The organism is Enterobacter sp. J49 (assembly GCF_002148625.1).
Taxonomy (GTDB): Bacteria; Pseudomonadota; Gammaproteobacteria; order Enterobacterales; family Enterobacteriaceae; genus Enterobacter; species Enterobacter ludwigii.
The window spans coordinates 215,048-232,296 of the sequence record NZ_MWPY01000028.1; the positions used below are offsets into that span (position 1 = coordinate 215,048).

A 17,249-nucleotide genomic window follows, 5' to 3' on the forward strand; every position below is an offset into this window, starting at 1 on the left:
CATGGCAGATTACCAGGGCAAAAAAGTCGTTATCATCGGGTTGGGGCTGACAGGCCTCTCCTGCGTGGACTTTTTCCTCGCGCGCGGCGTGACGCCTCGCGTAATGGATACGCGTGTTTCTCCGCCGGGTCTGGATAAACTGCCGGAACAGGTTGAACGCCACCTTGGTGGTCTGAATGATGACTGGCTGCTGGCAGCCGATCTGATTGTCGCCAGCCCCGGTATGGCGCTGGCGCATCCTTCACTCAGCGCCGCGGCCGATGCGGGCGTTGAGATTGTCGGTGATATTGAGTTGTTCTGCCGTGAAGCGCAGGCACCCGTTGTCGCGATTACCGGCTCTAACGGTAAAAGCACCGTCACCACCCTTGTGGGTGAGATGGCGAAAGCGGCGGGCATGAACGTGGGCGTGGGAGGCAATATTGGCCTGCCAGCGCTGATGTTGCTGGATAAGGGCTGTGAATTGTACGTCCTCGAGCTTTCCAGCTTCCAGCTGGAAACGACCTCCAGCCTTCGTGCGGCCGCGGCGACGATCCTTAACGTTACTGAAGATCATATGGATCGCTATCCGTTTGGTCTGCAGCAGTACCGCGCCGCCAAACTGCGCATTTATGAAAATGCGAAGGTCTGCGTCGTCAACGCGGATGACGCCCTGACCATGCCGGTGCGCGGAGCGGACGATCGCTGCATTAGCTTTGGCATTACCATGGGTGACTATCATCTTAACCGTCAACTGGGCGAAACCTGGCTGCGCGTGAAGGGTGAGAAAGTGCTGAACGTGAAAGAGATGAAGCTCACCGGCCAGCATAACTACACCAATGCTCTGGCGGCGCTGGCGCTGGCGGATGCCGTAGGGCTGCCGCGTTCGTCCAGCCTGCAAGCATTGACCACCTTTACCGGCCTGGCGCACCGTTTCCAGCTGGCGCTGGAGCATAACGGTGTGCGCTGGATTAATGACTCAAAAGCCACCAACGTCGGCAGTACCGAGGCCGCCCTGAACGGCCTGCACGTTGAAGGGACCCTGCATTTACTGCTGGGCGGCGACGGTAAATCGGCGGATTTCTCCACGCTGAAACCGTATCTCGCCGGGAATAATATCCGCTTGTACTGCTTTGGTCGCGACGGCAGTGAGCTGGCTGAGCTGCGTCCTGACATTGCCGAGCAAACCGAGACCATGGAGCAGGCGATGCGGCTGATTGCCCCTCGCGTGAAGCCGGGTGATATGGTGCTGCTCTCTCCGGCCTGCGCCAGTCTCGATCAATTCAAGAATTTCGAACAGCGTGGCGATCTCTTTACCCGTCTGGCGAAGGAGTTAGGCTGATGCGTTTATCTCTCCCTCGCCTGAAAATGCCGCGCCTGCCAGGATTTGGCGTTCTGGCGTGGGTGTTTGCGGCACTCAAAGGCTGGGTGATGGGCTCTCGTCAAAAAGATAACGACAGCCTGGTCATGTACGACCGTACGCTCTTCTGGCTCACGCTGGGACTGGCGGCGGTTGGTTTTATCATGGTGACCTCGGCGTCAATGCCTGTCGGGCAGCGGCTGGCGAACGATCCATTCCTGTTTGCGAAACGTGATGGCCTGTACATCATCCTGGCGTTCTGTCTGGCGCTGGTGACATTACGTCTGCCGATGGAGTTCTGGCAGCGGCACAGTACCGCGATGCTGATCGCCTCCATCATTATGCTGCTGATCGTACTGGTGGTGGGGAGCTCCGTAAACGGAGCATCGCGCTGGATTGCCTTTGGCCCACTGCGTATTCAGCCCGCGGAATTTACCAAGCTCTCCCTGTTCTGCTACCTGGCTAACTACCTGGTACGTAAAGTGGATGAAGTGCGTAATAACCTGCGCGGCTTCTTAAAACCCATGGGCGTTATTCTGGTGCTGGCGGTCTTACTGCTGGCGCAGCCTGACCTTGGTACCGTGGTCGTGCTGTTTGTCACCACGCTGGCAATGCTGTTCCTGGCCGGGGCGAAGCTGTGGCAGTTCATCGCCATCATCGGAATGGGTATCTCAGCGGTTGTGCTGCTGATCCTCGCCGAGCCTTACCGTATCCGCCGTGTGACCTCATTCTGGAACCCGTGGGAAGACCCGTTTGGCAGCGGTTATCAGCTGACGCAGTCGCTAATGGCTTTTGGTCGCGGTGAAGTCTGGGGTCAGGGGCTGGGCAACTCGGTACAGAAACTGGAGTATTTACCCGAAGCGCACACTGACTTCATCTTCTCCATTATTGGGGAAGAACTGGGTTATATCGGTGTGGTATTAGCGCTATTAATGGTATTCTTCGTCGCTTTCCGCGCCATGTCGATTGGGCGGAAAGCGCTGGAGATCGATCACCGCTTTTCAGGTTTCTTAGCCTGCTCAATAGGTATCTGGTTTAGTTTCCAGGCATTGGTTAACGTCGGGGCCGCAGCGGGTATGCTGCCGACCAAAGGCCTGACGTTGCCGTTGATCAGTTATGGTGGTTCCAGTCTGCTGATTATGTCGACGGCCATCATGATGTTGTTACGCATAGATTATGAAACGCGTCTGGAAAAAGCCCAGGCGTTTACACGAGGTTCACGATGAATCAACCGAAGCGGTTAATGGTGATGGCAGGCGGTACCGGTGGACATGTGTTCCCGGGGCTCGCAGTTGCGCACCATTTAATGGATCAGGGCTGGCAGGTACGCTGGCTGGGAACCGCGGACCGCATGGAAGCCGACCTGGTACCGAAGCACGGTATCGAGATCGACTTTATTCGCATTTCCGGCTTACGCGGAAAAGGCATTGAGGCCCAGCTTCTGGCACCGGTGCGTATTTTCAACGCCTGGCGTCAGGCGCGCGCCATCATGAAGCGTTTTAAGCCTGATGTGGTGCTGGGGATGGGCGGCTATGTTTCTGGTCCGGGTGGGCTGGCGGCCTGGTCATTGGGCATCCCCGTGGTGCTGCATGAGCAGAACGGCATTGCCGGTCTGACCAATAAATGGCTGGCGAAAATTGCCACCAAAGTGATGCAGGCTTTCCCAGGAGCCTTCCCGAAGGCGGACGTGGTGGGTAACCCGGTGCGCGTAGACGTGCTGGCGCTGCCATTACCGGATGCGCGCCTGCCTGGTCGTGAAGGGCCGGTCCGTGTGCTGGTCGTTGGCGGTTCTCAGGGCGCACGCATTTTAAACCAGACGATGCCGCAGGTTGCAGCAAAGCTGGGTGATGCGGTGACAATCTGGCACCAAAGCGGAAAAGGTGCTCAGCAGATGGTTGAGCAGGCTTACGTCGATGAAGGCCAGCCGCAGCATAAAGTGACGGAATTTATCGACGACATGGCCGCAGCGTATGCCTGGGCCGATGTCGTGGTCTGCCGCTCTGGCGCATTGACGGTGAGCGAAATTGCCGCCGCCGGGTTGCCGGCTCTGTTTGTGCCGTTTCAGCACAAAGACAGACAGCAGTACTGGAATGCGCTGCCGCTTGAGAAAGCCGGCGCCGCGAAAATATTTGAACAGCCACAATTTACCGCCGATGCGGTCGCCACCACCCTGGCGGGCTGGAACAGAGAGGCATTACTGGAGATGGCGCAACGCGCACGCGCGACCGCTATTCCTGATGCCACGGAACGGGTGGCAAAAGAAGTGAGCCTGGCAGCACAGGCTTAACCCTCGCAGCGCGTGTTGCGCTGCACGAATTTTTTAAGTAGTCGATGGCGTTTAGAGAATGAATACACAACAACTGGCAAAACTGCGTTCTATCGTGCCCGAGATGCGTCGCGTCCGGCACATTCACTTTGTTGGCATCGGTGGTGCTGGCATGGGCGGTATTGCCGAAGTGTTAGCTAACGAAGGCTATCAGATCAGCGGGTCTGACCTGGCGCCAAACCCTGTTACGCAGCAGTTGGCGTCGCTTGGGGCGACTATCTATTTCAATCATCGCCCGGAAAACGTGCGCGATGCGAGTGTGGTGGTCGTGTCGAGCGCCATCTCCTCTGATAACCCGGAAATCGTGGCCGCGCACGAAGCGCGTATTCCGGTGATCCGCCGTGCGGAAATGCTGGCGGAGTTGATGCGTTTTCGTCATGGCATTGCGATTGCCGGAACCCACGGCAAAACCACCACCACGGCGATGGTCTCCAGCATTTATGCAGAAGCGGGCCTCGATCCGACGTTCGTCAATGGTGGTCTGGTAAAAGCGGCAGGCGTGCATGCGCGTCTCGGGCACAGCCGTTATTTAATTGCCGAAGCGGATGAGAGCGATGCGTCGTTCCTGCATCTGCAGCCGATGGTCGCCATTGTCACCAATATCGAAGCCGACCATATGGATACTTACCAGGGCGACTTCGAGAACTTAAAGCAGACCTTTATTAATTTCCTGCACAACCTGCCGTTCTATGGACGCGCGGTAATGTGTGTAGACGATCCGGTGATTCGCGAGCTGTTGCCGCGCGTCGGACGTCAAATCACGACTTACGGCTTCAGCGAAGATGCTGATGTCCGCGTGGAAGATTACAAACAGCTGGGTGCTCAGGGGCATTTCACCCTGGCGCGTCAGGACAAAGAACTGCTGCATGTCACCCTGAATGCACCAGGGCGTCACAACGCCCTGAATGCCGCAGCGGCAGTGGCCGTGGCGACAGAAGAAGGTATTGATGACGAAGCCATTCTTCGTGCACTGGAAAGCTTCCAGGGAACCGGGCGTCGCTTCGACTTCCTCGGTGAATACCCGCTGGAGGCGGTGAACGGTAAACCCGGTACTGCCATGCTGGTTGATGACTACGGTCACCACCCGACGGAAGTGGACGCGACGATCAAAGCCGCGCGTGCAGGCTGGCCAGAAAAAAATCTGGTCATGATCTTCCAGCCGCACCGTTTCACGCGTACCCGTGACCTGTATGACGATTTCGCCAGCGTCCTGTCACAGGTGGATACGCTCCTGATGCTGGATGTTTATGCAGCGGGCGAAACTCCTATTCCTGGTGCAGACAGCCGTTCTTTATGTCGTACCATCCGCGGACGCGGTAAAGTAGACCCTATTTTGGTTTCCGATCCTGCTCAGGTGGCTGAAATTCTGGCCCCGGTACTGACCGGCAACGATTTAATTCTGATTCAGGGCGCGGGAAATATCGGCAAAATCGCCCGTACCTTAGCTGAAATCAAACTGAAGCCGCAAACTCAGGAGGATGAGCATCATGGCTGATAAGATTGCTGTCCTGTCTGGCGGCACATCCGCCGAGCGCGAGGTTTCCCTGAATTCAGGTACCGCTGTACTGGCGGGCCTGCGTGAAGGTGGTGTGGATGCGCACCTGGTCGATCCGAAAGAGACTGACGTAACCCAGTTAAAGGCGATGGGCTTCGATAAAGTCTTTATCGCGTTACATGGCCGTGGTGGCGAAGACGGCACCCTTCAGGGGCTGCTGGAACTCACCGGCATGCCGTACACCGGCAGCGGTGTGATGGCCTCCGCCATTTCTATGGATAAACTGCGCAGCAAACTGCTGTGGCAGGGCGCGGGTTTACCCGTTGCCCCCTGGGTTGCCCTGACGCGTCGCGAATTTGAAATGGGCCTCTCCGATAGCGTTAATGCACGCATTGCTGAGCTGGGCTTACCGGTTATTGTAAAGCCCAGCCGCGAAGGGTCGAGCGTTGGCATGTCCAAAGTTGAGAAAGCTGAGGATTTATCTTCCGCTTTAGCCTCGGCATTTCAACATGATGAAGAAGTTCTGATTGAAAAATGGCTCAGCGGGCCGGAATTTACCGTCGCGATGCTTGGCGAAGAAATTTTACCGTCAATTCGTATCCAACCGGCCGGAACCTTCTATGATTATGAGGCGAAGTATCTCTCTGATGAGACGCAATATTTCTGCCCAAGTGGCCTTGAAGCTGAGCGTGAAACCGATTTACAGTCCCTGGTGGTTAAAGCCTGGCATGTTCTGGGTTGCCGTGGATGGGGCCGCATCGACGTGATGCTCGACAGTGATGGACAATTTTATCTGCTGGAAGCAAATACTTCTCCGGGAATGACCAGCCACAGCCTTGTGCCGATGGCAGCGCGTCAGGCGGGGATGAGCTTCTCGCAATTAGTCGTACGTATTCTGGACCAGGCGGGCTGATATGTCTCAGGCTGCATTGAACACGCGCAACCGCGATGACGAAGAAGAATACTCTTCTTCACGCCGGAGTAATGGAACGCGTCTTGCAGGTATTATTTTCCTGCTCGGGGTGCTGTGCACCGTGTTTATCAGCGGCTGGATGGTTCTGGGCTGGATGGAAGATGCGCAACGGTTGCCGCTTTCGAAGCTGGTGGTCACCGGTGAGCGTCATTACACCCGTAACGATGACATTCGCCAGACAATTCTGGCGCTGGGATCGCCTGGCACCTTTATGACGCAGGACGTCAATATTATCCAGAGTCAGATTGAACGTCTGCCATGGATAAAACAGGCGAGTGTCAGAAAGCAATGGCCTGATGAATTGAAGATTCATCTGGTTGAATATGTGCCCATTGCGCGTTGGAATGATCAGCACATGGTTGACGTAGACGGAAATTCCTTCAGCGTCCCGGCCGATCGTGTCAACAAGCAAAATTTACCGATGTTGTATGGCCCGGAAGGTAGCGAAAACGAAGTGTTACAAGGTTTTCGTGAAATGGGGCAGGTGCTGGCGAAGGACAGGTTTACGCTAAAAGATGCTGCAATGACGGCGCGCCGCTCCTGGCAACTGACGTTAACGAACGGCATTAAGCTCAACCTGGGTCGCGGGGACACAATGAAACGTCTGGCGCGATTTGTAGAACTTTACCCGGTTTTACAGCAGCAGGCACAGACTGACGGCAAACGGATAAGCTACGTTGATTTGCGCTATGACTCAGGCGCAGCAGTCGGTTGGGAACCGGCTCCGGTCGAGGAACCTAATCAGCAACAGAATCAGGCACAGGTACAGGCAGAACAACAATGATCAAGGCGACGGACAGAAAACTGGTAGTTGGACTGGAGATTGGCACCGCGAAGGTTGCCGCTTTAGTAGGGGAAGTTCTGCCCGACGGTATGGTCAATATCATTGGCGTGGGCAGTTGCCCGTCCCGTGGTATGGATAAAGGTGGGGTTAACGATCTTGAGTCGGTGGTGAAGTGCGTACAGCGCGCCATCGATCAGGCTGAATTGATGGCAGATTGCCAGATTTCCTCTGTTTATCTGGCGCTTTCGGGTAAGCACATTAGCTGCCAGAACGAAATCGGCATGGTGCCGATTTCCGAAGAAGAAGTGACGCAGGAAGACGTTGAAAACGTTGTACATACGGCGAAATCCGTGCGCGTTCGCGATGAGCATCGCGTGCTGCACGTGATCCCGCAGGAGTATGCGATTGACTACCAGGAAGGGATCAAAAACCCGGTCGGTCTTTCCGGCGTACGTATGCAGGCAAAAGTGCACTTGATCACATGTCACAACGATATGGCGAAGAACATTGTAAAAGCCGTTGAACGTTGTGGCCTGAAAGTTGACCAACTCATTTTCGCAGGTCTTGCAGCGAGCTATTCCGTGCTGACCGAAGATGAACGTGAACTGGGTGTCTGTGTGGTCGATATTGGTGGTGGTACAATGGACATGGCCGTGTATACCGGCGGTGCGCTGCGCCACACCAAAGTGATCCCGTATGCCGGGAACGTTGTGACCAGCGATATTGCTTACGCTTTTGGTACGCCACCGAGTGATGCAGAAGCGATTAAAGTACGCCACGGCTGTGCGCTGGGGTCTATCGTTGGCAAAGATGAGAGCGTTGAAGTGCCGAGCGTGGGCGGACGTCCACCGCGCAGCCTGCAGCGCCAGACGTTGGCAGAGGTCATTGAGCCGCGTTATACCGAGCTGCTTAACCTGGTCAACGAAGAGATTTTGCAGTTACAGGAACAGCTTCGCCAGCAGGGCGTGAAACATCATCTTGCAGCGGGGATTGTATTAACCGGCGGGGCAGCGCAAATTGAAGGTCTTGCGGCCTGCGCTCAGCGCGTGTTCCATACGCAAGTGCGTATCGGTGCTCCGCTGAATATCACCGGTTTAACGGATTATGCTCAGGAGCCGTACTATTCAACGGCTGTGGGCCTGCTCCACTACGGGAAAGAATCTCATCTCAGTGGTGAAGCAGAAGTGGAAAAACGCGTCTCAGTTGGGTCGTGGGTCAAACGACTGAACAACTGGTTGCGAAAAGAGTTTTAATTTTTTTAAGAGACCGGAGAGAATTAGCGGTCTCGGGCGACAGGCACAACGGAGAGAGAAATTATGTTTGAACCTATGGAACTGACCAACGACGCGGTGATTAAAGTCATCGGCGTCGGTGGCGGCGGCGGTAACGCCGTAGAGCATATGGTGCGTGAACGCATTGAAGGTGTTGAGTTCTTTGCAGTTAACACCGATGCACAGGCACTGCGTAAGACGGCTGTAGGCCAGACTATCCAGATCGGCGGTGGCATCACCAAAGGGCTGGGCGCTGGGGCTAACCCGGAAGTCGGTCGTAATGCGGCTGAAGAAGATCGTGAGGCCCTGCGCGCTGCACTGGAAGGTGCGGACATGGTCTTTATCGCAGCGGGTATGGGTGGCGGTACGGGTACCGGCGCAGCACCTGTTGTGGCTGAAGTAGCGAAAGATTTAGGTATCCTGACCGTTGCTGTCGTGACCAAGCCTTTCAACTTTGAAGGCAAGAAGCGTATGGCTTTCGCGGAGCAGGGTATCACTGAACTGTCCAAGCACGTGGACTCGTTGATTACCATCCCGAACGACAAACTGTTGAAAGTTCTGGGTCGCGGTATCTCTCTGCTGGACGCTTTTGGCGCAGCCAACGACGTGCTGAAAGGCGCGGTGCAGGGTATCGCTGAACTGATTACCCGTCCTGGTCTGATGAACGTTGACTTTGCAGACGTTCGTACCGTGATGTCCGAAATGGGCTACGCGATGATGGGCTCTGGCGTGGCAAGCGGTGAAGACCGTGCAGAAGAAGCGGCTGAAATGGCTATCTCTTCTCCACTGCTGGAAGATATCGACCTGTCTGGTGCGCGCGGCGTGCTGGTCAACATTACCGCTGGCTTCGACCTGCGTCTGGATGAGTTTGAAACCGTGGGTAACACTATCCGTGCGTTCGCCTCTGACAACGCTACCGTGGTAATCGGTACTTCCCTTGACCCGGAAATGAACGACGAGCTGCGTGTTACTGTTGTTGCTACCGGTATCGGTATGGACAAGCGTCCTGAGATCACCCTGGTGACCAACAAACAGACTCAGCAGCCGGTTATGGATCGTTACCAGCAGCACGGTATGTCTCCTCTGACTCAGGAGCAGAAACCGGCCGCGAAAGTGGTTAACGACCCCACTCCGCAAACGGCGAAAGAGCCAGATTATCTGGATATCCCGGCGTTCCTGCGCAAGCAAGCTGACTAAGAATTGGCTGGAATTTGGGGATTTTCGCTCTTTGTGCTAAACTGGCCCACCGTCAGTGATATACACTTTCGGTTGGATAGTTAATTTGGCGAGATTATACGATGATCAAACAAAGGACACTTAAACGTATCGTTCAGGCGACTGGGGTCGGTTTACATACCGGCAAGAAAGTCACACTGACGTTACGCCCTGCGCCGGCCAATACCGGGGTCATCTATCGTCGCACCGACTTGAATCCACCGGTAGACTTTCCGGCCGATGCCAAATCTGTGCGTGATACTATGCTCTGTACTTGTCTGGTGAACGAGCATGACGTGCGGATTTCTACCGTAGAGCACCTGAACGCCGCCCTGGCGGGTCTGGGTATCGACAACATTATGGTTGAAGTCGATGCGCCAGAAATCCCGATCATGGATGGTAGTGCTGCTCCGTTCGTCTATCTGTTGCTGGATGCCGGCATCGAAGAACTGAACTGCGCGAAAAAATTTGTTCGTATCAAAGAGACCGTTCGCGTCGAAGATGGCGACAAATGGGCTGAATTCAAACCGTACAATGGTTTCTCGTTGGACTTTACCATCGATTTTAACCATCCGGCGATTGATGCCAGCACCCAACGCTATGCGATGAACTTCTCTGCTGATGCGTTTATGCGCCAGATCAGCCGTGCCCGTACGTTTGGCTTCATGCGTGATATCGAATATCTGCAGTCCCGCGGCCTGTGCCTGGGCGGCAGCTTCGATTGTGCCATCGTTGTTGACGATTATCGCGTACTGAACGAAGACGGTCTGCGTTTTGAAGATGAATTCGTTCGTCACAAAATGCTGGATGCTATCGGCGACCTGTTTATGTGTGGTCACAACATCATTGGTGCATTTACCGCGTTTAAATCCGGTCATGCACTGAACAACAAACTGTTGCAGGCAGTCCTGGCAAAACAGGAAGCCTGGGAATATGTGACCTTTGAAGACGAAGCTGAGCTGCCGCTGGCCTTCAAAGCACCAAACACGGTACTGGCGTAACGGTTAAAGCCGTTTCGTAAAAAATCGACTGGTTAACCTGGTACTCTCTCCGACCAGGGAGACCAGTCGTTTTTATTTTTACCCCTCTTCATTTATTTGCCCCAGCGTCACTTCTCGTTTGCCCGGTGCAGAAAATCTGTGCGTTAGCTGCATTCTTGACCGTTTTTCCCCGCAGCAATACGTCATTCCTGCTGCTGTGTATTGGCTTTAGTGGTAATATCTGGGCGCTTAAAAGAATAATTGAATTCAGCCTGTTGAAGGCTGGCTTAATGTGGTGGAGCAAGTGAGCGGAATACTGACGCGCTGGCGACAATTTGGCAGACGTTACTTCTGGCCGCATCTCTTATTAGGGATGGTCGCGGCGAGTTTCGGCTTGCCTGCGCTCAGCAACAGTGCGGAAGCGGCGACGCCGACGAAGACCTCCACAACCAAACACGATCTCAACACGCGGGTTAATTTTACTAACCTGGCATGGCTTGAAGCCAATCGCCGCCCGAATTTCTCGGTGGATTACTGGCACCAGCATGCGATCCGTACCGTTATTCGCCATCTGTCATTTGCGATGGCTCCGCAGGCACTGCCTGTTGCTGAAGAGACGCTGCCGGTACAGGCGCAGCATCTTGCTCTGCTGGACACGCTTAACGCGCTGCTTACGCAGGACAGTCAGCCACCCGTCATGGTGCGTCAGACCACGCAAATCGCGCACGTTCCTCCTGCGAGCTTCTCCGTTTCGACATGGATTAGCCAGGCTCACGGCATCCGCGCCGGGCCTCAACGCCTCAGCTAAATTAACCTTTTTTCAATACCTTAATTTATCTGCCCAACCTGGGGCGTTTGAGAATTTATTATGCTAATCAAATTGTTAACAAAAGTTTTTGGTAGTCGTAACGATCGTACCCTGCGCCGTATGCGCAAAGCTGTTACCGTCATCAATGGCATGGAGCCGGCGATGGAGAAGCTCTCTGATGACGAGCTGAAAGCGAAAACCGTAGAATTCCGCGCGCGTCTTGAAAAAGGCGAAACGCTGGAAAGCCTGATCCCGGAAGCCTTCGCCGTTGTGCGTGAGGCCAGTAAACGTGTGTTTGGCATGCGTCACTTCGACGTTCAGCTGCTGGGTGGTATGGTGCTTAACGAGCGCTGCATCGCGGAAATGCGTACCGGTGAAGGTAAAACCCTGACCGCAACGCTGCCCGCCTACCTGAACGCACTGACCGGTAAAGGCGTTCACGTCGTTACCGTCAACGACTATCTGGCACAGCGTGATGCCGAAAACAACCGTCCCCTGTTCGAATTCCTGGGCATGACCGTTGGCATCAACATGTCCGGTCTGCCGGCACCCGCCAAACGTGAAGCCTATAACGCGGATATCACCTACGGTACCAACAACGAATACGGCTTCGACTACCTGCGTGACAACATGGCGTTTAGCCCTGAAGAGCGCGTGCAGCGTAAATTGCACTATGCGCTGGTGGATGAGGTGGACTCCATCCTGATCGATGAAGCGCGTACCCCGCTGATCATCTCCGGCCCGGCTGAAGACAGCTCCGAGATGTACCGTAAAGTCGATAAAATCATTCCGCACCTGCTGCGTCAGGAGAAAGAAGATTCCGACACCTTCCAGGGTGAAGGTCACTTCTCTGTCGATGAAAAAGCGCGCCAGGTGAACCTGACCGAACGCGGTCTGGTGAAAATTGAAGAGCTGCTGGTGGCTGAAGGCATCATGGAAGAGGGCGAGTCTCTGTACTCGCCGACTAACATTATGCTGATGCACCACGTCACTGCCGCGCTGCGTGCCCATGCGCTGTTCACCCGCGATGTCGACTACATCGTGAAAGACGGTGAAGTTATCATCGTTGATGAGCACACCGGCCGTACCATGCAGGGACGTCGCTGGTCTGACGGTCTGCACCAGGCCGTTGAGGCCAAAGAAGGCGTTGATATTCAAAATGAAAACCAGACGCTGGCCTCTATTACCTTCCAGAACTACTTCCGTTTGTACGAGAAGCTGGCGGGGATGACCGGTACTGCAGATACCGAAGCATTTGAATTCAGCTCCATCTACAAACTGGATACCGTGGTCGTTCCAACCAACCGTCCAATGATCCGTAAGGATATGCCGGACCTGGTGTACATGACCGAAGCGGAAAAAATTCAGGCGATCATTGAAGATATTCGCGATCGTACCGCTAATGGCCAGCCGGTGCTGGTGGGGACAATCTCCATCGAGAAATCCGAAGTGGTTTCCAATGAGTTGACCAAAGCGGGCATCAAACACAACGTTCTTAACGCGAAATTCCACGCCAAAGAGGCGGATATCGTTGCGCAGGCGGGTTACCCGGCAGCGGTAACAATCGCCACCAACATGGCGGGTCGTGGTACCGACATTATGCTGGGTGGTAGCTGGCAGGCAGAGATTGCCGAGCTGGAAAACCCAACGCCGGAGCAGATTGCTCAGATTAAAGCGGACTGGCAGGTACGTCATGACGCGGTGCTGGCATCCGGTGGTTTGCATATCATTGGTACCGAACGTCACGAATCTCGTCGTATCGATAACCAGCTGCGCGGCCGTGCGGGTCGTCAGGGCGATGCCGGTTCTTCCCGCTTCTACCTGTCTATGGAAGATGCGCTGATGCGTATTTTCGCCTCCGACCGTGTTTCCGGCATGATGCGTAAACTGGGTATGAAACCTGGCGAAGCCATTGAACACCCGTGGGTCACCAAAGCGATTGCTAACGCCCAGCGTAAAGTGGAAAGCCGCAACTTCGATATTCGTAAGCAGCTGCTGGAATATGATGATGTGGCCAACGACCAGCGTCGTGCCATCTATACCCAGCGTAACGAGCTGCTGGACGTGTCCGACGTGAGCGACACCATCAACAGCATTCGCGAAGACGTATTCAAAGCGACTATCGACGCGCATATTCCACCGCAGTCTCTGGAAGAAATGTGGGATATCGAAGGTCTGCAGGAACGCCTGAAAAACGACTTCGACCTCGAACTGCCAATCAAAGAGTGGCTGGACAAAGAGCCTGAGCTGCACGAAGAGACCCTGCGTGAACGTATTTTCGAAACTGCGCTGGACGTATACAAGCGTAAGGAAGAAGTCGTTGGCGCTGAGATGATGCGTCACTTCGAAAAAGGCGTGATGCTGCAAACGCTGGACTCCCTGTGGAAAGAGCACCTGGCGGCGATGGACTACCTGCGTCAGGGTATCCACCTGCGTGGTTACGCGCAGAAAGATCCGAAGCAGGAGTACAAGCGTGAATCCTTCGCCATGTTTGCGTCCATGCTGGAGTCACTGAAGTATGAAGTGATCAGCACCCTGAGCAAAGTTCAGGTACGCATGCCGGAAGAAGTGGAAGCAATGGAGCAACAGCGCCGTGAAGAAGCTGAGCGTCTGGCACAGATGCAACAGCTGAGCCACCAGACTGACGAGAGCGAAGCTGCGGCAGCGATCGCGGCCCAGACCGGCGATCGTAAAGTTGGCCGCAACGATCCGTGCCCGTGTGGTTCCGGTAAAAAATACAAGGCGTGCCACGGTCGTCTGAGCTAAATTCATAACAAAACAAAAAGGCGCAGAAATCTGCGCCTTTTTTATGGAAGTGACAATATGAAAATACTGCAAATTGCCGTCGGGATTATTCGCAACCCGCAAAACCAGTTCTTTATCACCCAGCGCGCCGCCGACGCCCATATGGCGAACAAATGGGAGTTTCCGGGCGGGAAAATCGAGTCAGGCGAAACGCCGGAACAGGCGCTGATCCGTGAGCTTCAGGAAGAAGTGGGGATCACCCCGCTTGGCGCAACGCTGTTTGACAAGCTCGAATACCAGTTTCCCGATCGTCACATTACGCTTTGGTTCTGGCTGGTGGAAAACTGGGAGGGGGATCCCTGGGGCAAAGAGGGGCAACCGGGTAACTGGGTTGAACTGCAGGCAAGCGATGCCGACAAATTCCCGCCGGCAAATGAGCCTGTGATTACCCGGTTAGTGCAGGGCGTTTAATTTACTGCTGTTCTTCACTCCAGTCATCGCTGTCCGAAAGAGTGCCTTCACTCGGAATGCGTTTCTCTTCCGCCGCCCATTCGCCCAGGTCAATTAACTGACAGCGTTTACAGCAGAATGGGCGGTATGGGCTCACTTCGCCCCAGACAACACTTTTGCCACAGGTTGGGCAGTTTACGATGGTTACGTCAGACATTGGCACTCCTTAACAACAGGCCAGTTCAAAATCGAGGCGTTCCGGCACGGTGCCATTTTCACTGTCCAGCGGCATAAAGCGAATCGCAAAACGGCTCTTATGCCCGGAAATTTGCGGGTAAAGCTGCACGTCGAGCGAAAGGTTCAGTCGCAGCAGATCGGCATCGTCCCCGTTATCCTGGTAAAAACCGTTCAGGCTGGTCTGCTTGCGGAACGGCGCAGAGTTACGGATAAGATCGAGGATCAGCGATAACGTCCGGTGCATCGGTTCCAGGCTTTCCAGCCAGATATTCACCTGCGCATCACGCTGCGTTTGCGGCATGTGCAGCCACATATGAAGCGTCGGCAGGTCAAAGCTGCAGCATCCACCGGGAATACTCAGGCGCTGGCGTACCAGGGCAATCAAGCGATCTTCACGCAAAAACTGGCCAACGCGAGGGGCAGCCATTAACGTGCTGCTACTGCTTTTTAACTGCTGACGCAGGGAATCGATACGGCTTTGATCAACACCCGGGACTTCCGCCCATGCCTGCAGTTTACGCTGCTGACGCTCAAGTTCTTTCAGTAATTCGGTGCGAACATCTCCACGCTCAATCACATCCAGCAGGTCGCCCACATTACGGAAGAAGTGCAACGCAGTGGCGTGATCGTTGACAGGCAGATGTTGCGAGAGTTGTTGAATAAGAAATTCGATACGCAGCCAGGTACGCATTTTTTCGTTAAGCGGATGCTCAAAAAGGATGTGAGTCGACATTATGGTTTTTCCTGTGCAACGGCCTGCGCGGCGAAGGTCAAATACTGCGCGTGCAGACGGGCAACATCCGATGCAATGGCATCTGGTGCGCCGTTATTATCAATAACATCATCCGCAACGGCCAGGCGCTGATCGCGCGTGGCCTGAGCGGCAAGAATTTGTTCGGCATGTTCGCGCGAGACGCGATCGCGCGTCATGGTTCGCTGGATTTGCGTTTCGGGAAGGACATCAATGACCAGAACCCGATCGGCTTTCTTCTGCAGCTGATTTTCTACCAGCAACGGAACTACCCACAGCACATACGGTGAGCGGGCGGCGGCAATCTGACGCTGAGTTTCCTGGTGGATAATGGGGTGGAGCAGAGCATTAAGCCAGACCTTTTCCGCAGAATCGGAAAAAATGCATTCGCGAAGCTGCCGGCGATTTAGCGTGCCGTCTGCATTGATGATGGCCGGACCAAAATGTTCTTCAATGGCCTTTAACGCGGGTGTATTCGGTTCTACCACCTGACGGGCAATGATATCGGCATCGATAATCGCGATACCCAGGCGAGCGAAAGCGTCCGCAACGGTACTTTTGCCACTACCGATGCCGCCGGTTAATGCGACGGTATACCCCATTAAATCAAATCCTGGGAATTATTCATTATTAAAATCAGTTGGTTGAAATTCAAACGTGTGCCAGCCAATGTTTAGCTCTCTTTACCGGCTTTTTACCAGGTAAATTTATAGGATTGTAGCGTAAAAAAAGAGAATTTCGCAGTCTTGCGGAGCAGGTATTAGTGCGTATGATAACGTCACTGGAGTTGTGCTTTTAACATATTTGCCTCTAACCCCAGGAATCCGCACATGCGTATCGAAGAAGATCTGAAGTTAGGTTTCAAAGACGTTCTTATCCGCCCTAAACGCTCTACACTGAAAAGTCGCTCAGACGTTGAACTCGAACGTCAATTCACCTTTAAACATTCCGGTCAGACCTGGTCTGGCGTGCCGATCATCGCTGCCAATATGGATACCGTGGGAACCTTCGAGATGGCAACCGCGCTGGCACAGTTCGACATCCTCACGGCAGTGCATAAACACTACAGCCCTGAAGAGTGGAACGCCTTTGTGGCATCCGCTTCTGCTGAGGTCGTGAAGCATGTGATGGTCTCTACCGGAACCTCAGATGCCGATTTCGAAAAGACCAAACAAATCCTCAAGAGTAACCCCGCGCTGAACTTCGTCTGTATTGATGTAGCGAATGGTTATTCCGAACACTTCGTGCAGTTCGTGAGCAAGGCGCGTGAAGCCTGGCCGAACAAAACCATCATTGCGGGTAACGTAGTGACCGGCGAGATGTGTGAGGAGCTGATCCTCTCTGGCGCAGATATCGTCAAAGTGGGCATTGGCCCGGGTTCCGTGTGCACCACGCGTGTGAAAACCGGTGTCGGTTATCCGCAGCTTTCGGCGGTTATTGAATGTGCCGATGCTGCGCACGGCCTGGGCGGCCAGATCATCAGTGACGGTGGTTGTACTACCCCGGGTGATGTCGCGAAAGCTTTCGGCGGCGGCGCAGACTTCGTGATGCTTGGCGGTATGCTGGCAGGTCATGAAGAGAGTGGCGGTACCGTGGTGGAAGAGAACGGCGAGAAATTTATGCTGTTCTACGGTATGAGCTCTGAATCGGCGATGACCCGTCACGTGGGTGGCGTTGCAAAATACCGTGCGGCAGAAGGCAAAACCGTGAAGCTGCCGCTGCGCGGCCCGGTTGAGAATACCGCACGTGACATTCTTGGTGGCCTGCGTTCGGCCTGCACCTATGTGGGGGCATCCCGCCTGAAAGAGTTGACGAAACGCACGACCTTTATCCGCGTTCAGGAACAGGAAAACCGCGTTTTCAATAGCCTGTAATCGC

16 protein-coding genes are annotated in these 17,249 nt (G+C 54.5%); 13 read left to right on the top strand and 3 right to left on the bottom strand.

The window, feature by feature from the left end; all coding sequences use genetic code 11:
• Window position 1 precedes the first annotated feature (1 nt).
• From murD to mutT, 12 genes are all read left to right on the top strand, one after another.
• Window positions 2-1,318: a UDP-N-acetylmuramoyl-L-alanine--D-glutamate ligase gene (gene murD / locus BJP35_RS08325; protein ID WP_047955044.1), complete on the top strand. Its 1,317-nt coding sequence runs from the start codon at window positions 2-4 to the stop codon at window positions 1,316-1,318.
• Complete coding sequence (gene ftsW, locus BJP35_RS08330) at window positions 1,318-2,562, top strand: cell division protein FtsW (protein WP_014168628.1); 1,245 nt, start codon at window positions 1,318-1,320, stop codon at window positions 2,560-2,562. Before murD ends, ftsW begins: the two co-directional genes overlap by 1 nt.
• On the top strand, window positions 2,559-3,623 hold the full coding sequence (gene murG, locus BJP35_RS08335; protein ID WP_047743408.1) for an undecaprenyldiphospho-muramoylpentapeptide beta-N-acetylglucosaminyltransferase: 1,065 nt from the start codon (window positions 2,559-2,561) through the stop codon (window positions 3,621-3,623). The genes ftsW and murG overlap by 4 nt, the downstream gene beginning before the upstream one ends.
• 58 nt (window positions 3,624-3,681) lie before the next feature.
• On the top strand, window positions 3,682-5,157 hold the full coding sequence (murC, locus tag BJP35_RS08340; RefSeq protein WP_014168630.1) for a UDP-N-acetylmuramate--L-alanine ligase: 1,476 nt from the start codon (window positions 3,682-3,684) through the stop codon (window positions 5,155-5,157).
• A complete protein-coding gene (locus tag BJP35_RS08345) occupies window positions 5,150-6,070 on the top strand; it encodes a D-alanine--D-alanine ligase (RefSeq protein WP_047743409.1) in 921 nt (306 codons plus the stop codon). Before murC ends, BJP35_RS08345 begins: the two co-directional genes overlap by 8 nt.
• A gap of 1 nt (window position 6,071) precedes the next feature.
• On the top strand, window positions 6,072-6,914 hold the full coding sequence (gene ftsQ / locus BJP35_RS08350; RefSeq protein ID WP_014168632.1) for a cell division protein FtsQ: 843 nt from the start codon (window positions 6,072-6,074) through the stop codon (window positions 6,912-6,914).
• Window positions 6,911-8,167 carry a cell division protein FtsA gene (ftsA, locus tag BJP35_RS08355; protein ID WP_006173845.1) on the top strand — a complete coding sequence of 419 codons (1,257 nt, stop codon included), beginning with the start codon at window positions 6,911-6,913 and terminating at the stop codon, window positions 8,165-8,167. Before ftsQ ends, ftsA begins: the two co-directional genes overlap by 4 nt.
• Before the next feature lie 63 nt (window positions 8,168-8,230).
• A complete protein-coding gene (ftsZ, locus tag BJP35_RS08360; protein WP_008501978.1) occupies window positions 8,231-9,382 on the top strand; it encodes a cell division protein FtsZ in 1,152 nt (383 codons plus the stop codon).
• A gap of 101 nt (window positions 9,383-9,483) precedes the next feature.
• On the top strand, window positions 9,484-10,401 hold the full coding sequence (gene lpxC, locus BJP35_RS08365; protein WP_014168633.1) for a UDP-3-O-acyl-N-acetylglucosamine deacetylase: 918 nt from the start codon (window positions 9,484-9,486) through the stop codon (window positions 10,399-10,401).
• 283 nt (window positions 10,402-10,684) lie between these two features.
• Window positions 10,685-11,188, top strand: a complete 504-nt coding sequence (secM, locus tag BJP35_RS08370) for a secA translation cis-regulator SecM (RefSeq protein WP_073970991.1) — start codon at window positions 10,685-10,687, stop codon at window positions 11,186-11,188.
• 60 nt (window positions 11,189-11,248) lie between these two features.
• On the top strand, window positions 11,249-13,954 hold the full coding sequence (secA, locus tag BJP35_RS08375) for a preprotein translocase subunit SecA (RefSeq protein WP_014168636.1): 2,706 nt from the start codon (window positions 11,249-11,251) through the stop codon (window positions 13,952-13,954).
• Between the two features lie 57 nt (window positions 13,955-14,011).
• On the top strand, window positions 14,012-14,404 hold the full coding sequence (gene mutT / locus BJP35_RS08380; protein WP_014168637.1) for an 8-oxo-dGTP diphosphatase MutT: 393 nt from the start codon (window positions 14,012-14,014) through the stop codon (window positions 14,402-14,404).
• 1 nt (window position 14,405) lies between these two features.
• Here the strand turns inward: mutT and yacG are convergent, their stop codons facing one another.
• The 3 genes from yacG to coaE are packed head-to-tail and all read right to left on the bottom strand — an operon-like array spanning window position 14,406 to window position 15,973.
• On the bottom strand, window positions 14,406-14,600 hold the full coding sequence (gene yacG, locus BJP35_RS08385; protein WP_020882580.1) for a DNA gyrase inhibitor YacG: 195 nt from the start codon (window positions 14,598-14,600) through the stop codon (window positions 14,406-14,408).
• 9 nt (window positions 14,601-14,609) lie between these two features.
• On the bottom strand, window positions 14,610-15,353 hold the full coding sequence (zapD, locus tag BJP35_RS08390) for a cell division protein ZapD (protein WP_014168639.1): 744 nt from the start codon (window positions 15,351-15,353) through the stop codon (window positions 14,610-14,612).
• The gene (gene coaE / locus BJP35_RS08395) at window positions 15,353-15,973 is read right to left on the bottom strand and encodes a dephospho-CoA kinase (protein ID WP_014168640.1); all 621 of its coding nucleotides are present in this window, start codon (window positions 15,971-15,973) and stop codon (window positions 15,353-15,355) included. Before coaE ends, zapD begins: the two co-directional genes overlap by 1 nt.
• 228 nt (window positions 15,974-16,201) lie before the next feature.
• On the opposite strand from coaE, the gene BJP35_RS08400 reads away from it, so the two are divergent.
• Window positions 16,202-17,245: a GMP reductase gene (locus BJP35_RS08400; protein ID WP_014168641.1), complete on the top strand. Its 1,044-nt coding sequence runs from the start codon at window positions 16,202-16,204 to the stop codon at window positions 17,243-17,245.
• The last annotated feature ends 4 nt before the right edge of the window (window positions 17,246-17,249 follow it).

Excerpts from the sequence above, each read along its gene's own strand:
- ftsZ (WP_008501978.1), top strand. The coding sequence starts at position 8,231 with ATGTTTGAACCTATGGAACTGACCAACGACGCGGTGATTAAAGTCATC.
- mutT (WP_014168637.1), top strand. The coding sequence starts at position 14,012 with ATGAAAATACTGCAAATTGCCGTCGGGATTATTCGCAACCCGCAAAAC.
- lpxC (WP_014168633.1), top strand. The coding sequence starts at position 9,484 with ATGATCAAACAAAGGACACTTAAACGTATCGTTCAGGCGACTGGGGTC.
- BJP35_RS08345 (WP_047743409.1), top strand. The coding sequence starts at position 5,150 with ATGGCTGATAAGATTGCTGTCCTGTCTGGCGGCACATCCGCCGAGCGC.
- murG (WP_047743408.1), top strand. The coding sequence starts at position 2,559 with ATGAATCAACCGAAGCGGTTAATGGTGATGGCAGGCGGTACCGGTGGA.
- murC (WP_014168630.1), top strand. The coding sequence starts at position 3,682 with ATGAATACACAACAACTGGCAAAACTGCGTTCTATCGTGCCCGAGATG.
- zapD (WP_014168639.1), bottom strand. The coding sequence starts at position 15,353 with ATGTCGACTCACATCCTTTTTGAGCATCCGCTTAACGAAAAAATGCGT.
- ftsW (WP_014168628.1), top strand. The coding sequence starts at position 1,318 with ATGCGTTTATCTCTCCCTCGCCTGAAAATGCCGCGCCTGCCAGGATTT.
- coaE (WP_014168640.1), bottom strand. The coding sequence starts at position 15,973 with ATGGGGTATACCGTCGCATTAACCGGCGGCATCGGTAGTGGCAAAAGT.
- murD (WP_047955044.1), top strand. The coding sequence starts at position 2 with ATGGCAGATTACCAGGGCAAAAAAGTCGTTATCATCGGGTTGGGGCTG.
- ftsQ (WP_014168632.1), top strand. The coding sequence starts at position 6,072 with ATGTCTCAGGCTGCATTGAACACGCGCAACCGCGATGACGAAGAAGAA.
- secA (WP_014168636.1), top strand. The coding sequence starts at position 11,249 with ATGCTAATCAAATTGTTAACAAAAGTTTTTGGTAGTCGTAACGATCGT.
- yacG (WP_020882580.1), bottom strand. The coding sequence starts at position 14,600 with ATGTCTGACGTAACCATCGTAAACTGCCCAACCTGTGGCAAAAGTGTT.
- BJP35_RS08400 (WP_014168641.1), top strand. The coding sequence starts at position 16,202 with ATGCGTATCGAAGAAGATCTGAAGTTAGGTTTCAAAGACGTTCTTATC.
- ftsA (WP_006173845.1), top strand. The coding sequence starts at position 6,911 with ATGATCAAGGCGACGGACAGAAAACTGGTAGTTGGACTGGAGATTGGC.